Origin of the sequence: Azotobacter bryophylli, assembly GCF_042643485.1 — a bacterium.
Taxonomy (GTDB): Bacteria; Pseudomonadota; Gammaproteobacteria; order Pseudomonadales; family Pseudomonadaceae; genus Azotobacter; species Azotobacter bryophylli.
Window position 1 is genome coordinate 174,631 of the sequence record NZ_JBHRSJ010000007.1, and the last position, 18,163, is coordinate 192,793.

At 68.3% G+C, this 18,163-nt stretch carries 16 protein-coding genes; all 16 read right to left on the reverse strand.

Annotated features, from left to right (window positions below):
- Positions 1-31: 31 nt before the first annotated feature.
- The 16 genes from ACFOJE_RS04820 to ACFOJE_RS04895 all read right to left on the reverse strand — a co-directional run bounded on the left by ACFOJE_RS04820 (position 32) and on the right by ACFOJE_RS04895 (position 18,110).
- Positions 32-568 (reverse strand): polysaccharide biosynthesis/export family protein, encoded by a 537-nt coding sequence (locus ACFOJE_RS04820; protein ID WP_377813134.1) that lies wholly within the window; start codon positions 566-568, stop codon positions 32-34.
- A 793-nt stretch (positions 569-1,361) separates the two neighbouring features.
- On the reverse strand, positions 1,362-2,081 hold the full coding sequence (locus ACFOJE_RS04825; protein ID WP_377813135.1) for a phosphatase PAP2 family protein: 720 nt from the start codon (positions 2,079-2,081) through the stop codon (positions 1,362-1,364).
- Between the two features lie 249 nt (positions 2,082-2,330).
- Positions 2,331-4,433 (reverse strand): YjbH domain-containing protein, encoded by a 2,103-nt coding sequence (locus ACFOJE_RS04830; protein ID WP_377813136.1) that lies wholly within the window; start codon positions 4,431-4,433, stop codon positions 2,331-2,333.
- A complete protein-coding gene (locus tag ACFOJE_RS04835) occupies positions 4,360-5,205 on the reverse strand; it encodes a capsule biosynthesis GfcC family protein (RefSeq protein ID WP_377813137.1) in 846 nt (281 codons plus the stop codon). The genes ACFOJE_RS04830 and ACFOJE_RS04835 overlap by 74 nt, the downstream gene beginning before the upstream one ends.
- Positions 5,202-5,870 carry a YjbF family lipoprotein gene (locus ACFOJE_RS04840; RefSeq protein ID WP_377813189.1) on the reverse strand — a complete coding sequence of 223 codons (669 nt, stop codon included), beginning with the start codon at positions 5,868-5,870 and terminating at the stop codon, positions 5,202-5,204. The genes ACFOJE_RS04835 and ACFOJE_RS04840 overlap by 4 nt, the downstream gene beginning before the upstream one ends.
- 20 nt (positions 5,871-5,890) lie before the next feature.
- Complete coding sequence (locus ACFOJE_RS04845; protein ID WP_377813138.1) at positions 5,891-7,000, reverse strand: polysaccharide biosynthesis/export family protein; 1,110 nt, start codon at positions 6,998-7,000, stop codon at positions 5,891-5,893.
- Between the two features lie 74 nt (positions 7,001-7,074).
- Positions 7,075-7,593 (reverse strand): hypothetical protein, encoded by a 519-nt coding sequence (locus ACFOJE_RS04850; RefSeq protein WP_377813139.1) that lies wholly within the window; start codon positions 7,591-7,593, stop codon positions 7,075-7,077.
- A 100-nt stretch (positions 7,594-7,693) separates the two neighbouring features.
- The gene (locus ACFOJE_RS04855; RefSeq protein ID WP_377813142.1) at positions 7,694-9,757 is read right to left on the reverse strand and encodes a polysaccharide biosynthesis protein; all 2,064 of its coding nucleotides are present in this window, start codon (positions 9,755-9,757) and stop codon (positions 7,694-7,696) included.
- A 115-nt stretch (positions 9,758-9,872) separates the two neighbouring features.
- Positions 9,873-11,168, reverse strand: coding sequence for a DegT/DnrJ/EryC1/StrS family aminotransferase (locus ACFOJE_RS04860; protein ID WP_377813144.1), 1,296 nt, complete (start codon positions 11,166-11,168; stop codon positions 9,873-9,875).
- Positions 11,169-11,200: 32 nt separating this feature from the next.
- Positions 11,201-11,740, reverse strand: a complete 540-nt coding sequence (locus ACFOJE_RS04865) for an acyltransferase (RefSeq protein ID WP_377813145.1) — start codon at positions 11,738-11,740, stop codon at positions 11,201-11,203.
- Positions 11,721-12,332: a sugar transferase gene (locus ACFOJE_RS04870; protein WP_377813146.1), complete on the reverse strand. Its 612-nt coding sequence runs from the start codon at positions 12,330-12,332 to the stop codon at positions 11,721-11,723. The genes ACFOJE_RS04865 and ACFOJE_RS04870 overlap by 20 nt, the downstream gene beginning before the upstream one ends.
- Positions 12,329-13,456, reverse strand: coding sequence for a glycosyltransferase family 4 protein (locus ACFOJE_RS04875; RefSeq protein WP_377813147.1), 1,128 nt, complete (start codon positions 13,454-13,456; stop codon positions 12,329-12,331). Before ACFOJE_RS04875 ends, ACFOJE_RS04870 begins: the two co-directional genes overlap by 4 nt.
- Positions 13,453-14,664, reverse strand: a complete 1,212-nt coding sequence (locus tag ACFOJE_RS04880) for a hypothetical protein (RefSeq protein ID WP_377813148.1) — start codon at positions 14,662-14,664, stop codon at positions 13,453-13,455. The genes ACFOJE_RS04875 and ACFOJE_RS04880 overlap by 4 nt, the downstream gene beginning before the upstream one ends.
- A 32-nt stretch (positions 14,665-14,696) precedes the next feature.
- Positions 14,697-15,797, reverse strand: coding sequence for a glycosyltransferase (locus tag ACFOJE_RS04885; RefSeq protein WP_377813149.1), 1,101 nt, complete (start codon positions 15,795-15,797; stop codon positions 14,697-14,699).
- A gap of 28 nt (positions 15,798-15,825) precedes the next feature.
- A complete protein-coding gene (locus ACFOJE_RS04890; protein ID WP_377813151.1) occupies positions 15,826-16,905 on the reverse strand; it encodes a glycosyltransferase family 4 protein in 1,080 nt (359 codons plus the stop codon).
- An 11-nt stretch (positions 16,906-16,916) separates the two neighbouring features.
- Entirely contained in the window at positions 16,917-18,110 is a 1,194-nt protein-coding gene (locus tag ACFOJE_RS04895; RefSeq protein WP_377813152.1) for a glycosyltransferase family 4 protein, read from the reverse strand.
- Positions 18,111-18,163: the final 53 nt, after the last annotated feature.

An 18,163-nucleotide genomic window follows, 5' to 3' on the forward strand; every position in this document is an offset into this window, starting at 1 on the left:
GGTGCAGGTGGGCCGCTGGCCGGGAGGTCTTTCAGAAGAAGCCCTGGTCGATGTTGATGGAGTCTCCGGGATAGATGGGGGTATCGAGGTTGGCTTTTTCCGGGGTCCGGTTGGGGTCCTGATCGCGGATGATGGTTATCCGGCTCTTCGAAGCCAGCTCCGTCAGCCCGCCGGACAGGGCGATGGCGCGGCGCAGGGTGAGTCCGGGCTGATAGGGATAGCCGCCGGGCTCCTTCACTTCGCCGCTGATGTAGAACTCTCGGTATTGCAGGACGCTGACCGACACGCGCGGGTCCACCAGGAATTCGCCGTTGAGTTTCTCGGCGATCATTTTCTCGATCTCGGCGGCGGTCTTGCCCTTGGCGCGGACTTCGCCGATGAACGGGTAGGAGAAGGTGCCGGCGTCGGTCAGGCGGAGCTCCTGAAAGCTGAGGTCGGGCTCGCCGAATACGTTGATCCGGATGACGTCGCCCGATCCCAGTTTGTAGGTGGAGTTACCTTCTGCCAGCACGGCCTCGCTCTGAACCAGCAACAGACCCAGCAACAGGAAGAAATGACGTATGGCCATGGAACTCGTTATCTCCAAAGTTTTGCATTGATCGATAGGTTTATTGCACTGCCTGAAGTTTGAGGACTTCCATCGGCGCCGCAATTGCAGTTGTTGGCCTGTCGATTGGTCATGGCTACTTCGAGCACGCTACCGCCCCAAGATTTATCGTTCGATCCTGAAAACGTGGGAAACATGTTTTTGGGAGCAAAACATAACCTGCGACAGTCGCCTCGGGGCTCTGCGCGCACGTTGAACTGGGAAGAAATCAAGGGAAGGGCGAACGAGGGCTGAGTCGATATATCCAGCCCGAAAAGAGGAGCCTGGGTTCAGACCTGTCCCTGATCTTTCATGCTCTTCCAGTTGAGCTTCGATTTTTCAGAAAATTGTCATATTCATTCGGTAGCGGACTCACCTTAACTTTGCCTTAAGGACGAGAGGTAGGATTTTTTTTCTGATTCCTAGCACTCCTTTAACGTGCGGAAGCCTGTTCGAGAAGAGTTCTTGATTCGTTAGTAATACTTTTTTGTTAGCACGGAAATTCCGTTTTTCTTCTTGAAGCTGCATCGCTCAAGGCATCGGCCATTAAGGCGAATGGCTATTTCTGACTGTGCGCTCAAGTTGTCGTAGAGAGGCAATTATCCGGATCGAGAAAGTGTAGATGCGCCATCCGGACAATGGGACGGTGCAGCAGATGGGGGAGGCTGATATCGAGCTGCATTCATTCCCAGGCTCGCATCGGCAGAATGAAGCGGCCCCGCGTTCGCCCGAGACCGGGATGGTGTTCCCGGTCGCCGGCCTGGTCAGGCGGGGCTCAGATCATGACGAACTTGGCGAACTTGTAGGCCTCGGCCACGAAGGCGCGCGCGGAGTCGAACATGGTGGCGGACTCGAGGCTGATCAGAAAGACCAGCGGATAGAACAGGGCCGGATAGTGATCTTCGAGGGTCAGCAGGCGGAGCCTCAGGACCAGTTTCGAGAGCGGTTTCATCAGGGTCAGGGAAATGAGAATGCCAATTGCCGTGCCGACGATTATATCGCTGGGGAAATGAAAGCCTGCATAGACGCGCGGAAGACATATGAGCAGCGCCGTGTAACCCATCATCAGGGCGCCGAGCCTCCGGTTGAGCAGGAAGATGCTGGTCGCGAAGGAAAAGAAGAGTACGGAGGTATCGCTGGGCATCGAACTCCATTGGTTCAGTGTCAGCGGATCGATATTGATCGGAAGTATCGATTCGACTGCTGGGTCATGCATGGGTCTGAGTCGATAGGGAAGCACTGCGGATAACAGTCTTCCGACGAGTATCGCAACGATGGAGATGGCCATCATCGCCAACAGTTTCGCTCTAACCTGCACTCGGTCGGAGTCCCTGGAAAACCAGAAGCTCCACCATAGCATCCAGAAGGGAATGCCTTTTATGAGGTAGTTGTTCGCGATGAATAGAATAATTCTGTCGAGATGCTCGTTTGTACCGGCAAACTCGTTGACGAACTTGAAGAGCGAAATGTCCAGTGCTTGTATGGTTTCAATCATGCATGGCCTCTTATTGTATTGAATGGCATGCCTACATGACCTGAGCGTCAGTCGGATAAATAACTGCTGCGATGGATCTGGATATTTGCTGAATGTAGCGACTCGACATTAAACGCAATAACAAAAATGTCATAGGATTTTTTTTATTTTGCATAGGACTATTTTGCACTGCCGCAAAATAACGGGTGAATGTCCGCGATGAGTGTCGGTATCGCGCCTTTCGGCGAAATCTCTTTTTCGCCGGCCCGGCTATTCGAGGATCTTGCCGAAGTTGGAGTAGAACAGGTCGGCGTTGCGGCCTTCGGTGAGATCGAAGAGGGTCCAGTTGCGGATCAGGCGGGCGCCGCCGTCGCGGGTGAGGGGGGCGAAGGCGAAGTCGGCGCGGCGCACGATCGAGCTGGTCAGCATCTCGTCGAAGGGGATGGAGACGTAGAACCCTTTGTCGAAGCTGCCCTCGCCGTACTCCTCCTTGGAGGCATCGGTGAAGGTGGCCCAGGCGCCGAAGCGCACGCCGTTGTCGAACTCCCGCGACAGGTCGATGGTGACGCCGAAATCCTTGGCCAGGTAGCGGCCGACGCTGATCCGGGTCAGCATGTGGCGCAGGGGGAAGCCGCGCGCGTAGCCGGTGACGTGCCCGGTCCAGACCTCGTACTGCTGCAGGCCGAAGTCCTGTTCGAAGTCGCGTTTCCTGACCCGGTTGATGTCGCCGCCCAGCGCCCAGCGCTCGCCCATCGGGCGGTAGAGCAGCTCGCCGCCGACCCCGGCGAACATGGATTCCAGGTAGCCGCCGTAGACCATGCCGAACAGGTCGCTGTCGAGGGCGCGGGCGTGGTTGAGCTGGAAGTAGGGCATGGTCGTGTTGGAGGTGGTCCAGTACTCGCGGATGTTGGTGCGCACCCGCGGCATGTTGCTGGGCGCGGTGTATCTGAACTTGTCGAAGTTGTTGTCGATGTTCTGATTGACCATGCCGCTGATCCAGGTGCCGGGCGTGAGGCGCAGCTCGGCGCTGAAGTTGGCGCTGACCTGGTAGAGGATGAAGTCGTCCGGGCCGCCGACGCTCTGTCGGTAGCCGAGGCCCAGCCCATAGCTGAGGGGGTTGGGCCGGCGCCGCAGCAGTTCGGTTTCCCGTTGCGGCAGGATTTCGGTCTGCGACAGGGTCCTGGCCAGTTCGCCGAGGTCGGCGTCCTGTTTCACGGCATCGCGGAAAGCCTCGCGCTCGAAGCTGGTTTCGTGGATCGGCAGGCCGTAGCGCGAGTCCACCACGGTGAGCCAGTCGATGTCCTGCTCGGCGCGAAGATCGAGAATCCGCGCGCTGCGCCCCAGGCCCTTGGGCTCGTGGAAGTAGCGGACCTGTTCGCCATGGACGACGATCTCCCGCTCGCGCCTGGCGATGCGGCTGACCCGGTAGCCGGCGTTCGCCTCCAGTTCCCGTGCCACAAGATTCCAGTCGGTCGGCTGCGTCGGGCGCGGCCCGGCGCGCAGCGGCACGGCCGGCGGATCGCCGAGCTTGGGCGGCGGGCGGCGGCTGGCGAAGTTGGTGTGCACGGTGAGGCCGAGCATCGCGGTGTTGCCGCGCTCCAGGGCCAGGTGCAGGTCGAGCCAGTCGGTGGGGCGGAGCACGGCGCCGACGTTGATCGGGGTGTCCTGCTTCTGGTTGTTGCCCAGGGGTTCGTTCTCGTAGTCGTTGCCTTCCACCTCCAGCTTGAACGACAGGGGCTTCCACGGCGTCTGCCATTCCACGCCGCCGAACAGGGCGGCGGGGCCGTGGAACCAGGAGTCGTTGTTGAACTCGCCGCCCGCCCCGCGGCGCGGGCGATCCTCGAAACTGTTGCTGAACAGGGTGAAGGGGTTGGTGACGTTGTCGCGCTCGCCCAGATAACCCCAGCCTATGCCGAAGGTGAAGTCCAGGGGGCCGAAACGCTTGCTGGCGACGAAGAATTCGCTGGAGAACAGCCCGGTGCCGCCGATGTCGCGCCCGCCGACGGAGAAATCCGGGCGCCAGCGGGTTTCCTTGAGCAGCCGCACCTTCACGTCGAAGGCCTTGTCCTTCAGGCTCTGGTCGCCGCTGAAGCCGGGCGGGCCGTAGGGGCGGTTGCTGATGTCGGTGTAGCGGAAGGTGCCCTCCAGCCAGTTGAACGGCTGCAGGGTGAGGGCATAGCGGTTGTTCGGGTGGCTGTGGGTGTAGGTGAAGCTCAGTTCACCGGCCGGGGTCATGCGCGCGGTGGGCGTCTGCAGCAGGCCCACGCCGCCGAAGTCGCTCTGGGTGTGGCGGGTCTCGCTAGTCTGGGCCCGGGTCGTTCCCTGTGTCAGTGCGGCAGAGAGGGCAATCGACGCTAAGGCCAGACGTTTCATCATTGTCTTCCGTGGCTCCATCCAGCGGCAAAGGTTGCGTGGCAATGAAGCGGGCCAGTTCGCGGTTGAGGTCTTTGGCCAGTCCTTCCAGGAGCGAGCCGTCCAGGGGTACGTAGAGCACGGCGCCGGGGGCCAGTGGCTGGTCCGGGGCGCGATTCCAGGCGGCGACGCCCAGGCGGCTGACCTGGCCGTCCGGCTGGATCACGTACAGCCAGTCGGGGTCGGCGGCGATATGCCGTGGGCAGTCGTGCAGATAGGCGGTGGCCGGGCGCAGGCCGAGAAAGGGCGGGCTGCAGTCGGCCCGCACCGCGCCGGTGACGCGGACGTGCCGGGGCCGCGGCGGGAAGAGCAGGCGGTCGCCCTCGCCCAGCAGGCGGTTGTCGCCGGGCCGGGTTTCCAGGCGCAGCGGATCGAGGCTGGTCGCCCGCCGGCCGCTGACGGGGGCGGCGCGGACCTGCTCGGCGAGACGGTGGAACAGCTCCGCCCGCTCCGGCTCGTCGCCCATGACGGCGAGCCGCTCGAGCACGCCCAGCTCGAACAGGATGCCGGTCTTGAGGTCGCGCTGGGCGGGAATCTCCGCCTGGTGCAGCCAGGCCGCACCGAGCAGGTAGGCGTCGGCGCGGACCCGGGCCGTCAGCAGCGCATCGAGCAGGCGGCCGCCCGGCGCCAGGGGCTGCTCGCCCGGGCGCTCGACCAGGCCTTCCACCCGCACCGCGGCGCCCGCCGGCCCCAGGGCCAGCATCAGCAGGGCCAGGACGGCCAGCCGGCTCATGGCCGAGGCTCCCGGCGATAGGGGCGCAGCTGGGTGAGGGTCACGGGGAGGTGCGGGGCGAGGTACTGGCGGCTCTTGTAGATGAAGCCGTCGTCCGGGTCGACCCAGTAGCGGTTGGTGACGGAGAAGCGGGCGTTGCTCGCCTCGAGTTCTTCGTCGATGCGCAGGAGCAGACGCGGGGAGCCCAGGTTCCGGGGCAGCGTGACGGCCTCCAGGCCGTGGCGGCGGAAGCGCGAGCGGACCTGGATGCCATAGCGGTAGCCGGGCGCCCAGTCCAGTTCGCGCCGGCTACGGCTGCCGTCGGGCAGGGTGTGCAGGCCCGCGGCGAAGGGATCGGGGCCGAGGAAGCGGGTGCCTTCGAGGGTTTGCGGCAGGCCGGTGGTGCGGCGGATCAGGCCGTGTTCGACGACCAGCACCTGGCCTGTAGAGGTGGCCCAGAACTCCTGGCTGCCCTGGGTCCGGCCGAGGACCAGCAGGGCCGTGCCCCAGGGCGACTGCAGGCGCTGCTGGAAGTAGGGGCGTGCGAGGATGTCGGCGGAGGATGTGGAAACCGTCGGGCGAGGGGTGTAAAGCGCATCGCGCAGGGTGCCGAAGGCGCCCTGCAGGGGCGGCGCGCAGGCCGAGAGCGCGCAGGCTGCGGTCAGGGCCGCGACGAAGCGGAGCATCCACACGGATCACCACCTGACTATCGTTCCATGATGTTTCGTTGCAGGTTCACGCCCGTGTTGACGAAGTAGAACGAGGGCACCACCTGGCTGATGAAGCGGTTCCAGCGAGTGATGGGCGCGGCGCCGACGAAGACCACGTCTTGGGGCTGCATCTCGAAATGCGCGGCGAGAACCATGGCCGTCGGCGACTTGGCGTCCAGCTGGAAGACGGTGGCCTTTCTCGTCTTCAGGTCTTCTATCCCGCGTATCACGTAGACCGCCTTGGGGGCCGAAGTTTCCTGGCGCAGGCCGCTGACCGCGCCGATCACCTCGGACAGGGAAATGCTGCGGGTCTTGTAGTGCAGCGGGCCGGGGGAGACGACCTCGCCGAGGATGAACACGCGCTTGCGGTCGTTGTAGGGCAGGTGCAGCTGGTCGCCGTCCTTCAGGTAGATGGAGTCGAGCCGGGCGCCGCCACGGTTCAGCGCGTCCAGGTCCAGCCGGTACTCGCGGCCGTCGCGCTTGAGGATCAGGCCGGCGAGGTCGGCCTCGGCAGTGTCGATGCCGGCCTCGCCCACGGCTGCCGGCAGGGTCAGCGGCACCGTGGTCAGGGCCTGGATGCCGGTCTTGTCGAAGGCGCCGGTGAGGGTCACCTTGCGCCCGCCGAAGTGGATGACGGCGACGTCCACCTGCGGGCTCTCGATGTAGCGGGTCAGGCGCTCGGCGATGTCGCTGCGCAGGTCCTCGATGGTCCGCCCGGCGGCCTGGACTTCGCCGATGTAGGGGTAGAACAGATTGCCGTCCGGGCGCACCAGCCGGCCGTTGGCGAAGGGCGCCTGCTGCGGGCCGGCCGGCGCGGTGAGTTCCGGGTGGTCCCAGACCGTGATGTTGAGGATGTCGCCGACGCCGACCAGATAGGGACCGGGGCGGTAGGTGGTCAGCTCGACCGGCAGTTGCTCGGCGCGGCGGGCGGCGTCCTGGATCGCCAGCAGCTTGGGCGTGATGGGCACCAGCTCGACCATGCTGTTTTCCCGCGAGCCTTCGCGCTTGATGGACCAGGTGCTCAGTTGCTGCCCAGGGGCGAAGAGGCAGCCCTGGGTGGCCGTGGCCAGCAGCAGGACGAGGACGAGGGCGAGCGAGCGGGGCATGGGAGGCGTACCGGTGAGAGACGGAGGGAGCCCTGCGCCGTCCGCCGGGGCGGACGGGGCGTTGTCCTTGGGGGCTAGCGCGTACCTGTGGTCCCCGAGGTTCCCGTGGTCCCCGACGTGCCGCTGGTGCCGGTGGAACCGCTGGTGGCAGCCGCCGCGCCGACGCCGATGACGCCCGAGGCGATGCCCACCGGCGGGGCGGTGTTCAGGCCGGGTAGCTGGGCGGAAGGCGTCAGGCTGTTCGGCACGGAGGCGGCGACCGGCGCCGTGCCGCCGCCGTCCGTGCCCGAGGTGCCGGTGGTCCCGGTGCTGCCGTTGGAGCCCGTGGTGCCGGTCGTTCCGGTGCTGCCGTTGGAACCCGTGGTGCCGGTGGTTCCGGTCGAGCCGTTGGAGCCCGTCGTTCCGGTGGTCCCCGTGGTGCCGCGCGGGGCGTCTTCGGCGGCCAGGAGCAGGGTGGCGGCAGACGCGGCGACGGGCGCGGCGGCGAACGGGGTGGCGTGCGCTTGCCGGGGAGAGGTCCCATCGACTGCATGGGCCGTGGCGGTCAGGCCGAGGACGAGCATCGTCAGCGCCGTCGAGGGAAGTGCTTTCATGCTGCCTGCTCCGGAGTCGGATTCCATTGCAAGAAAGCTAGGCCACAGCCGGGGAATGGGCAAACGGGAGCCGTGACGTCCGTCCGCCGACGCTATCGGACTAATGCTTGCCGGCGGCGGTCGGCCCCAGCGTGCGCAGCTTCTGCAGGGCGTGCAGCCGCGCGGCCATGTGCTTCTGGTGCAGCCAGTCGGCGATCTCGCCCTCGGGCACGTAGCCGCTGACCGCGTGCTGCAGCAACTGGCGCAGCTGCGGGAAGTCGTCGTGGCGGATCGCCTCGACCAGCGCCTTGAGCAGCGGCTTCAGCTGCTCCCAGGGCAGGTGTTCCTCGTCGGCGCGCAGGATCCGGCCGTGGCAGGTCGGAGTGACGTTGTCGCCGATCAGCAGCTCCTCGTAGAGCTTCTCGCCGGGGCGCAGCCCGCTGAACTGGATGGCGATGTCGCCGTCCGGGTTGCCCGGCGAGCGCACCGACAGCCCGGACAGGCGCACCATCTTCTCCGCCAGGTCGAGGATCTTCACCGGCTCGCCCATGTCCAGCACGAAGACGTCGCCGCCTTCGCCCAGGGAGCCGGCCTGGATCACCAGCTGCGCCGCCTCCGGGATGGTCATGAAGTAGCGGGTGATGTCCGGGTGGGTGACGGTGACCGGCCCGCCGCAGCGGATCTGCTCGCGGAACAGGGGAATCACCGAGCCGGAGGAGTCCAGCACGTTGCCGAAGCGCACCATGGTGAAACGGGTGCGGTTGACCTGCGGCTTCAGCCCCGGCGCCTCGTACAGCGCCACCTCCGGCTCCCGCGCCAGGGCCTGCAGCACCATCTCGGCCAGGCGCTTGCTGCCGCCCATCACGCTGGTCGGGCGCACCGCCTTGTCGGTGGAGATCAGCACGAAGTTGCGCACCCCGGCGCGCAGGGCGGCCTGGGCGGTGTGCAGGGTGCCGAGGGTGTTGTTCAGCACGCCCTCGGCGACGTTGTGCTCGACCATCGGCACGTGCTTGTAGGCGGCGGCGTGGTAGACCGTGTCCACCTGCCAGCTGCGCATCACGTCGAGCAGGCGGCCGGGGCTGCGCACCGAACCGAGCACCGGGACCAGGCTCAGGCGCAGGTTCTCCCGGCGGATGCGCCGCTCCAGCTCGCTCTGGATGCAGTAGAGGTTGTATTCCGAATGCTCGAAGAGGATCAGGGTGGCCGGCCCGCAGGCGAGGATCTGCCGGCACAGCTCCGCACCGATCGAGCCGCCGGCGCCGGTCACCATCACCGCCTGGTCGCGGATGCAGCGCTCAAGCAGGTCTGGGCGGGGCGGCACCGGGTCGCGGCCGAGCAGGTCGGCGATGTCCACCTCCTGCAGGTCGTCGACCTTGACGCAGCCGCAGGCCAGCTTGGCGATGCTCGGCATCGAGCGCACCGGCAGCGGGCAGGTCTGCAGCATCTCGAGTATCTGGCCGCGGCGCGCGCGGGTGGCCGAGGGGATCGCCAGGAGAATCTCCTCGGCGCGGCTCTCGGCGAGCATGCGCGGCAACTGGCAGGGCGGGAACACCGGCAGGCCGGCGATCATGCGCTGGGCCAGCTGCGGGTCGTCGTCGACGAAGGCCACCGGGCGCATGGCGTTGCCCAGGCGCAGGGCGTGGGCCAACTGGTGCCCGGCCGAACCGGCGCCGTAGATCGCCACCCGGGTGCGCCGGCCGTCGCGGCCCGGGCCGCGCTCCAGGTGGAACCAGTCGCCGGTGAAGTACTGGCGCATGGCGATGCGCAGGCCGCCGATCAGCAGCAGGCCGAGGAGCCAGTAGATGACGATCAGCGAATACGGCACCGGCGCGGCACTGCGGCCGTGGAGCAGGACCACCAGGGCCAGCAGCAGCGCCGCCACGCTCACCGAGCGGGCGATGGTCAGCAGCGCCTCGTTGCCGAGGTAGCGCATCACCGCCCGATACATGCCCAGGCGGATGAATACCGGCAGGGCGACCACCGGGGCCGAGACGAATAGCCAGGCATGGCGGCCGAACGGGGCGATGGCGCCCGGGTCCTCCAGGCGCATGTAGAAGGCCAGCCACAGCGCCAGCCAGATCAGCAGGATGTCCGTGCCGACCTGGAGGATGCGCTTGCCGCCATGGGGCAGGTTCAACAGACGCTGTCGGAACGACAGGGGCGAGTCTTTGCTGAGCGATTTCATCGGGCGGTAATCCCGGGAATGGCGGCATTCCCCGATCAGGAGCGTGGATGATTTCTCCCTGGCTGAAGACGACGGCCCGTCCGGTTCCTTCGGGGGCGGAACGGCGGCGCAGCGCTCACTTCGGCGCGCCGCGCCGCTCCGGGCGGTGGTGCGCGTCCGCCGCCTTCCAGGCGGAGGGCTGCATGAAGTGGGCGACGGACAGGGCCAGGCTGGCGATCCGGTAGGTGCTCCGGCGCGGACGTGCGGCCTCGCTCATCACGTCGATCAGCGCGGCGCAGGTCTTGTCGATTTCCAGGGCGCTCAGGGTCGGGTGGACGAGGAACATCAGGCTGGTCTCGCCCAGCTCCCGGGCCACCGGCAGGCGCTCGGCCGGGCGCCAGCCGGTGCCGTCGAAGGCCTTCTCCAGGTACACCTCCGAGCAGGAGCCGGAGAAGCAGGGCACGCCGCGGGCGCCGATCTCCTTGATGATGCGGTCGCGGTCCCAGCCCTCGCGCAGCTGCGCCGGCTCGACGAAGACGTAGCACTTGTAGGCGGCGTGCTCGATCTGCGGCGGGATCTCCGGCACCCGCAGCCCGGGCAGGCGGCGCGCGCATTCCCACAGGCGGCGGGCGTTGGCCAGGCGGCGGGCGTGCCAGCCGGCCATGCGGCCGAGCTGGATGCGGCCGATCACCGCCTGGGTCTCCATCATCCGCCAGTTGCTGCCGAAGCTCTCGTGCAGCCAGCGGAAGCCCGGCCCGTGCTGGCGCTCGTAGACCGCCTCCCAGCTCTTGCCGTGGTCCTTCAGCGACCACATGCGCGACCACAGCCCCCGCTCGTTGGTGGTGACCATGCCGCCTTCGCCGCCGGTGGTCATGATCTTGTCCTGGCAGAACGACCAGGCCCCGATATGGCCGATGGAGCCCACCGGACGGCCCTTGTAGCGCGCCCCGTGGGCCTGGGCGCAGTCCTCGACGACCTTCAGGCCGCGCTCGGCGGCCAGGGCCATTATTGTGTCCATGTCGCAGGGCCAGCCGGCCAGGTGCACGCAGATCACCGCCCGGGTACGCGGGGTCAGCACCGCGCGGATGCTCGCGGCGGTGATGTTCTGCGAGTCGCGGTCGACCTCGGCGAACACCGGCGTGGCGCCGGCGTTGACGATGCAGGAGACCGAGGCGAGGAAGGTCCGCGGGGTGACCACCACCTCGTCGCCGGGGCCGATTTCCAGCGCCATGAGCGCCTCGTCCAGGGCCAGGGTGCCGTTGGCCAGGGCGATGGCGTGGCGGGTGCCGGCCCAGTCGGCGAATTCCCGCTCGAATTCCCGGCACTCCTCGCCGGTCCAGTAGTTGACCCGGTTGGACAGGATCACGCGGCGTACGGCCTCGGCCTCTTCCTCGGTGAAGGAAGGCCAGGGGGAGAAGGGTGTGTTCAGCACGTTGGTGTACCGGTGGCGGGGGAAGAGGAAAACTAGTGGCCGGGGAGCGGGGCGAGCCGGATGTTCAGCTCCTCGAGCAGGCGCTGTTCGAGCTCCAGGATCCGCTCGCTCGGCCGGGTCTTGATCGGGTTGCAGTCGACCCCGGCGTACAGGGTCCAGGGCTCCAGGTTCTTGCGCACCAGCGCGCCGGCGCCGACCGCGGCGCCTTCGCCGATGGTGACGCCGGGCAGGACGATGACGTTGGTGCCGATGATCGCGTGGCGGCCGATGTGCACCCGCTCCCGCTTGACGTTGGTGTAGCGGGCCGGGACGGTGGGGTTGGTCAGTCCGCCGCCCATGAAGTCGTCGCTGCCGGTGATGATCCGGCAGCCGGCGCTGAGGCCGGAGAAGTGGTCCATCTGCAGCTCGCCGCCGCCGATCACGCTGCAGAAGGAGGCGATGTGGACGAAGCTGCCGAGCACGGTCCGTTCCCCGGCGTTGAGGAACACGAAGTCGTCGATCTGCGAGTAGTCGCCGACGATGAGGTTCTGGCGATTGATGATCTTGGCCGACTCATGAATCGTATGGCTCATGGTTGCTCCCCTTGAAGGCGTAGGTGGTGGCGTGGCCGAGGGCGGTGATGCCGTCGCGGGCCACCACCTTGCGCAGCGTCAGCAGGATGATCTTCAGGTCCAGGCGCAGCGAACGGTGGTCCACGTACCAGACGTCCAGCCGGAACTTGTCCTCCCAGCTCAGGGCGTTGCGCCCGTTGACCTGGGCCCAGCCGGTGATGCCGGGGCGCACCGCGTGGCGGCGCGCCTGTTCGGCGCTGTAGAGCGGCAGGTACTCCATCAGCAGCGGGCGCGGGCCGACCAGGCTCATGTCGCCGCGTAGCACGTTCCACAGCTCCGGCAGCTCGTCGAGGCTGCTGGCGCGCAGGAAGCCGCCGAAGGGCGTCAGCCGCTCGGCGTCCGGCAGCGGTCGGCCGTCGGCGTCCAGCGCGTCGCGCATGCTGCGGAACTTGACGAGTTCGAAGGGGCGGCCGTGCAGGCCGGGGCGTACCTGGCGGAACAGCACCGGCGTGCCGAGGCGCCGGCGGATCTGCCAGGCCAGCACGGCCAGCAGCGGGGACAGCAGGATCAGCCCGAACAGGGCGACGAGCAGGTCGAACAGGCGCTTGTTCACTGGATTCCCATCTCCTGCAGCATCCGCGCGTTGACCCGGCGCACGTCGTACTTCTCCTCGGCGATCTGCCGGGAGCGGGCGCCCATCCGGGTGACCAGGGCCGGCTCGTCGATGAAGCGCAGCATGGCCCGCGCCAGCGCGTCGACCGCCCGGACCGGCACCAGGAAGCCGTTTTCCTCCGGCACCACCGTCTCGCGGCAACCGGGCGCGTCGGTGGTGACGATCGCCCGGCCCATGGCCATGGCCTCCAGCACGGTGCGCGGCGTGCCCTCGCGGTAGGAGGGCAGGACGTAGACGCTGGCCGCGGCGATCGCCGGGCGCACGTCGTCCAGGCGCCCGAGGTAGCGGACCACCCCTTCCTTCACCCAGCCGTCCAGCTCGTCGCGGCGGATGGCATCCGGGTTGCCATCGATCCAGCCGACCAGGTTGAAGGTCGCGGCGGGGAAGCGCGCCTTCACCTGGCGGGCCGCCGCCACGTACTCGCGCACGCCCTTGTCGCCCAGCAGGCGGGCGATCAGCAGGAAGCAGGGGGTCGCCGGCAGCGGCTCGACGCGGTAGCGCGCGAGGTCCACCCCGGAGCCGTTGAGCACGCAGGAGGGGGTCGAGGGGCCGAGGATGCCCTGGCCGCGGAACAGCGCCTGGTCGTCCGGGTTCTGGAAGAACACCTTGTGCGTGCTGCGCAGGGCCAGCGCATACAGCCGCTCGACCAACAGGCGCAGCAGGCCGCGGCCGTCGCCGCCGCCGCGCTCGCCGATGAAGGCGTAGCCGAGGCCGGTGATCAGCGCGAAACGCTGCGGCACCCGCGCCAGCGAGGCGGCCAGGGTGCCGTAGATCACCGGCTTGATGGTGTAGCCGAGCACGCAGGTCGGGCGGATGCGTCGCTTCAGCCGCCAGAGGTGCAGCAGGGTGGCGCAGTCCTGCCAGGGGTTCATGCCGGTGCGCTGCAGCGGCACGTCGTGCACCCGCAGGCCGCGGTCCTCCAGGCTGCGGCGCAGGGTGCTGCCGGGCGGCACCTCCGGCACCGCCACGTGCACCTCGACCCCGCGGGCGAGCAGGTCGTCCAGCAGGGGGCCGCGGAACGGGATCAGCGAATCGGCGTAACTGGCGACGAGCAGGAAGATCATGGTCTGCGCCTCTGTCCGGGGAGAAGGCCGTAGGTCTGGTAGATCTTCATCACCGGCGTCATGCCGGGCTCCAGCTGCGCCTGGCGCGGCCGGCCGATGGCGGAGAGAAGCAGGAAGATCAGCATGGGGGCGAACATCCATTTCTGGCGCAGGGCGATGCCCAGGTTGGCGGTGGTCATGGACAGCACCAGCCAGGCCATCAGGGCGTAGCTCCAGAGGAAGACCCGGCTCTCCCGCTGCTTGCGCGCCGGGTTCTGCAGGATGGCGTAGCCGCCGGCGGCGAACAGGTAGAGCAGGATCAGGTTGTCGATGGCCGCGGCCAGCGCGAAGGGACTGCGCGCCTCGATCAGCAGCGGGCGGAACAGGTAGGTGAAGAGCTGCATGGGCAGGCTCATGGAGGCGATGTCCACGCTGCCGCCGCCTGCCATGTTCTGCGCCTGCCGGCTTTCCACGTAGCTCTTCAGGCTGTCGGCGCTGACGTTGTCGCCGACCCCGGCGTAGTGCAGGGCGAAGGGCACCATGGCGGCCGCCACCGCGGCGGCGACGGTGCCGAGGAGGAGCTTCTTGCCGGGCGTAGTCTTGGGGTCGACCAAGGGCGCCACGGTCAGCCCCATCACCATCAGCCCAGCCATGTGCGGGCGCACCAGCAGCATCAGGGCCACGGCGAAGGCCATCAGCAGGGGCCGGCGACCGAGGTCCAGCGAAGCCCACAGGGCCAGGCCGACGGCCATGAAGGCCGGCGCGTCCTTGCCGATGGCCGAGGACCAGAAGCTGACCGAGGGCAGGAACACGATCAGGGTGGCCAGGCGCCGGATGTAGGCCGCCTTGTCCCGGGTGGCGATCCGCAGGCAGCCGTCGAAGGCCAGCAGGCCGATGCTGCCGAAGACGTTGTAGACCAGGAAGGTGCCGATCAGCGACAGGCCCAATCCCTGGGTCATCAGCGCGGTGAGATACCTGACGCCGGTGGTACCGGGGGCGAACGGGCCTTCCAGGACGAAGGAGTTGCGGTAGTAGCCCAGGGCGTCGGCGCCGTAGCGCAGCGCGTAGAGGCAGTAGAAGACGCAGAACAGCGTGTGCCAGCCGTAGAGCGCCAGGCTGCGCCCGCTGCTGCACACCAGGCGGCGGCCGACGGCGACCGCGACGGCCGCGCCGACCAGCAGGACCAGGGCGGAGGTGATCAGTTGCCAGGCGGAAGCGTTGAGTTCCATGGTCGGGACGGTCCGTATCGGGAAAAAGGGCGTCAGGCCAGGCCGGTCGAGCCGGCGTAGAGCGCCAGCCAGCGGGCCGCGGCGGCATCCAGGGAGAAGCGTTCCTGCACGCGCCGGCGGGCCCGCTCGCCCAGCATGGCGCGCTCCCGCTCGCTGAGGCCCAGGGCCCAACGCAGCCCTCGCGCCAGCGCCTCCGGGTCGCGGGCCGGGACCAGTCCGCCGGCATCGCCGAGGACTTCCTTCACGCCCCCGGAATCGGTGGCCACCACCACCCGCTGGCAGGCCATCGCCTCGGCGACCACCAGGCCGAAGCCCTCCCAGGCCGAGGAGAGGACGAAGATGTCGGCGGCGGTCATCAGCCGGGCCACGTCGCTGCGCACGCCGAGGAAGCGCAGGCGCCCGGCCAGGCCCAGGGCCTCGGCCTGGGCGACCAGCCGAGCCCTGAGCGGGCCGTCGCCGACGATCAGCACGCGGAAGTCGGGGGCGTCCGGCCCGAGCCGGCCCAGGGCGGCGAGCAGGGTCGGGTAGTCCTTGGCCTCGTAGAGCCGCCCGACCGCCAGGATCAGCGGGCAGTCCGGGGCCAGGCCGAGTTCTTCGCGCAGCTCCTGGCGGTAGAACTCCGAGTAGCGGAATTCGTCGGTGGAGATGCCGTTGTGCACGGTGATCATCCGCCCCGGCGGCACCGCGCGGCGGGCGACGAAGGCCTCCACCGCGGCGTCGCTGACGTTGGTGGAGATGTCCGCCAGACGGTCGGTGAGGCGATACAGGGCCATCCGCAGGCGGCCGCCCTCGTGGGTGCTGTGGGCGCTGGAGATGACCCGCGGGATGCCGACCGACAGGCGCAGCAGGCGGGCCAGCAGGTTGGCGTGGACCATGTGGCTGTGCACGATGTCCGGCTCGAAGGCCTTGATCAGCTGCCGCAGGCGCAGGTAGGCGCGCGCCAGGGTGTAGGCCGAGTCGACCTGCAGGTCGACCACCCGGATCTGCCGGCAGCGGGGGCGCAGCAGCGCCCGGCCGGTGAGGTAGGCGATCACCACCTCGTGGCCGCGGCCGGCGAAGCTGTCGGCGAGGCTGGTCACCACCCGCTCCGCGCCGCCGACGCCGAGCCCGGTGACCACCAGGAGGATCTTCATGGCCGCTGGCCTCTTGCCCGTCATGGTTTCAGCACTCCAGCAGTTCGAGCCATTGCTGGCGGATCAGGCCGGGCGAATACTGCTCGGCCTTGCGGCTGGCCAGGCGCGACAGCTCCGCGCGTCGCCCGGGATCGCGGATCAGCTGCAGCAGGTTCGCGGCGAAGGCTTCGACGTCGCCGTTCGCCACCAGCTGCACGCCGCAGCCTTCGAGGATCTCGGCCGGCCCGGTCTCGCAGTCGAAGCTGACCACCGGCAGGCCGAAGGCCAGGCTTTCCAGCAGCACCATGGGGAAGCCCTCCGATCTGGAACTCAGGCAGAAGATCGCCGCGCCGCGGTAGTGGGCGTGGATGTCCGGGGTCGCGGGCTCCAGGCGCACGCGCCCGGCGATCCCGGCCGAGCGGCACTGGCAGTCCAATTCGTCCCGGTCCCGCTCGCCGAGGCCGACGATCTCCAGCGTCCACTCCGGGACCAGGTGGCAGATCCGCGCCCAGGCCTCGATCAGCCGGTCGTAGCCCTTGATGTGCGCCGGCCGGCCGACGGCGAGGATGGTGGTGCTGTGCAGCGGGTAGGCGTGGCTCTTCTGCACCGGGAAGGACAGCGGGTTGGGGATGGCGCGGATGGGCGCCCGGCCGCCCGCGCTCTGCCACAGCGCCCGGTCGCGCTCGGTGAGGGTGACCACCGCGTCGCAGCAGCGGGCGGCGAGGAAGCGTGCCAGCCGCCGGCTCCGGCGGCCGTGGTCGGTGCGGAAGTTGAAGTGCTCCCAGCAGATGTGGCGGATGCCCAGCCCAGCCATGGCCGGCAGGCTGAACAGCGCCAGGAGGCTCTCCACGTCGATGACCACCTCGGGCCGCCGCCGCGCCAGGCTCCGGCGCAGCCGCCAGACGGCCTGCAGGTACTTGCGGCGGTAGTTGTTCGGGCCGGCGAACAGCTGCTCCAGGCGGATGCTTTCGTGCAGCGGGAAGAAGGGCGCGAGGCCGCCCTGGACGCTGAGGAGCGAGACCTCGTGGCCCAGCTCGGCCAGGGCGCTGGCGACCACTGCGGTGACCCGCTCGGTGCCGCCCGGGCGGTTCATGTCGCCGGACAGGAAGGTGATCTTCTTCGGCTTCATCGGCGGCTCGCTCAGAGGGACGGCCGGCAGGACGGCAGGGCGTCGGCGGCCGATGTGCGGCGGGCCGCGGGCAGGACGCTGCGGTAGGCGTCGAGGATCTCGTCGGTCCAGTGCTCGAAGCAGCGGGCCATGGCCGCCCGGCAGTCCTCGGCCATCTGCCGCCGACGTTCGCCGTCGCGCTGGCGGTGCTCGCGGATGATCGTCGCCAGGGCGCTGCCGTCGCCCGGCTCGAACAGGTAGCCGGTGACGCCGTCCTCCACGTACTCGGGGATGCCGCCGACCCTCGAGGCGGCCACCGGGGTGCCGACGGCCATGGCTTCCAGGATGGTCAGCGGCGCGCTGTCCTCGATGCCGTGATAGGGCACCGAGGGGCAGAGCACCAGCTCGGCGCCGCGCATGATGCCGATGGTCTCGTCGTGGTCCCGGACGCCGAGGAAGCGCACGTGGTCCTCCAGCTTCAGGTACAGGGCGAGATCGACCAGCGCCTTGCCGGCCGGCCCTTCGCCGAGGATCAGCAGATGCGGGCGTTCCTGCGGCGGGATGGCGGCGATGGCCTCGATGGCCACTTCGGTGCCCTTTTCCGGCGACAGCCGGGAGGCGACCACCACGTAGCCCGGCTCGTGGTGGAACGGCCGGCTGGCCGCCAGCAGGGCGTCGGGATCGACCGCGTTGGGAATCTGCACGATCCGCCCCGGCTCGACGCCGTACTCGGCCAGGCGGCGCGACTGCAGGCGGTTGAGGGTGATGAACAGGTCGGTCCGCTCCAGGGCCTCGTCCTGGATCGCCCGGTACTTGCGCAATAGCTCGTCGTCCGCGGCCAGCCCCAGGGCCTGGCATTCGATCAGCCAGAAGCTGTGCACCGTCTGCACGATGGGCGTGTCGCGCAGGGCGGAGCGGGCGATGGTCACCGAGGCGAAGGGGTGCTGGGTATGGAAGACCGTGGGGCGCGTGCGCAGCCGGTTCAGCTCCCGGGCCTTGGCGTTCAGCTCGAAGTCCACCATCCGCGCCCGACGGTCGCCGGCCAGGCGGCCGAGCACGTAGCTGGCGACCCGCTGCGGCGAGAAGCGCGGCACCGGGCGGTGGCGGATCTCGACGAAGGGCGCCTGCCGTTCGGCCAGGGCGCCGGTCAGGTTGCGGTAGTAGACGTACTTGCCGCCCAGGTGCTTGCCCTCGGCGATCAGGCCGATCAACAGATCGCTGTTCATGTCTCGTCTCCCGCGGAGTCGCTGGATCAACGAATGAGCGGAGCGCTGGCGGC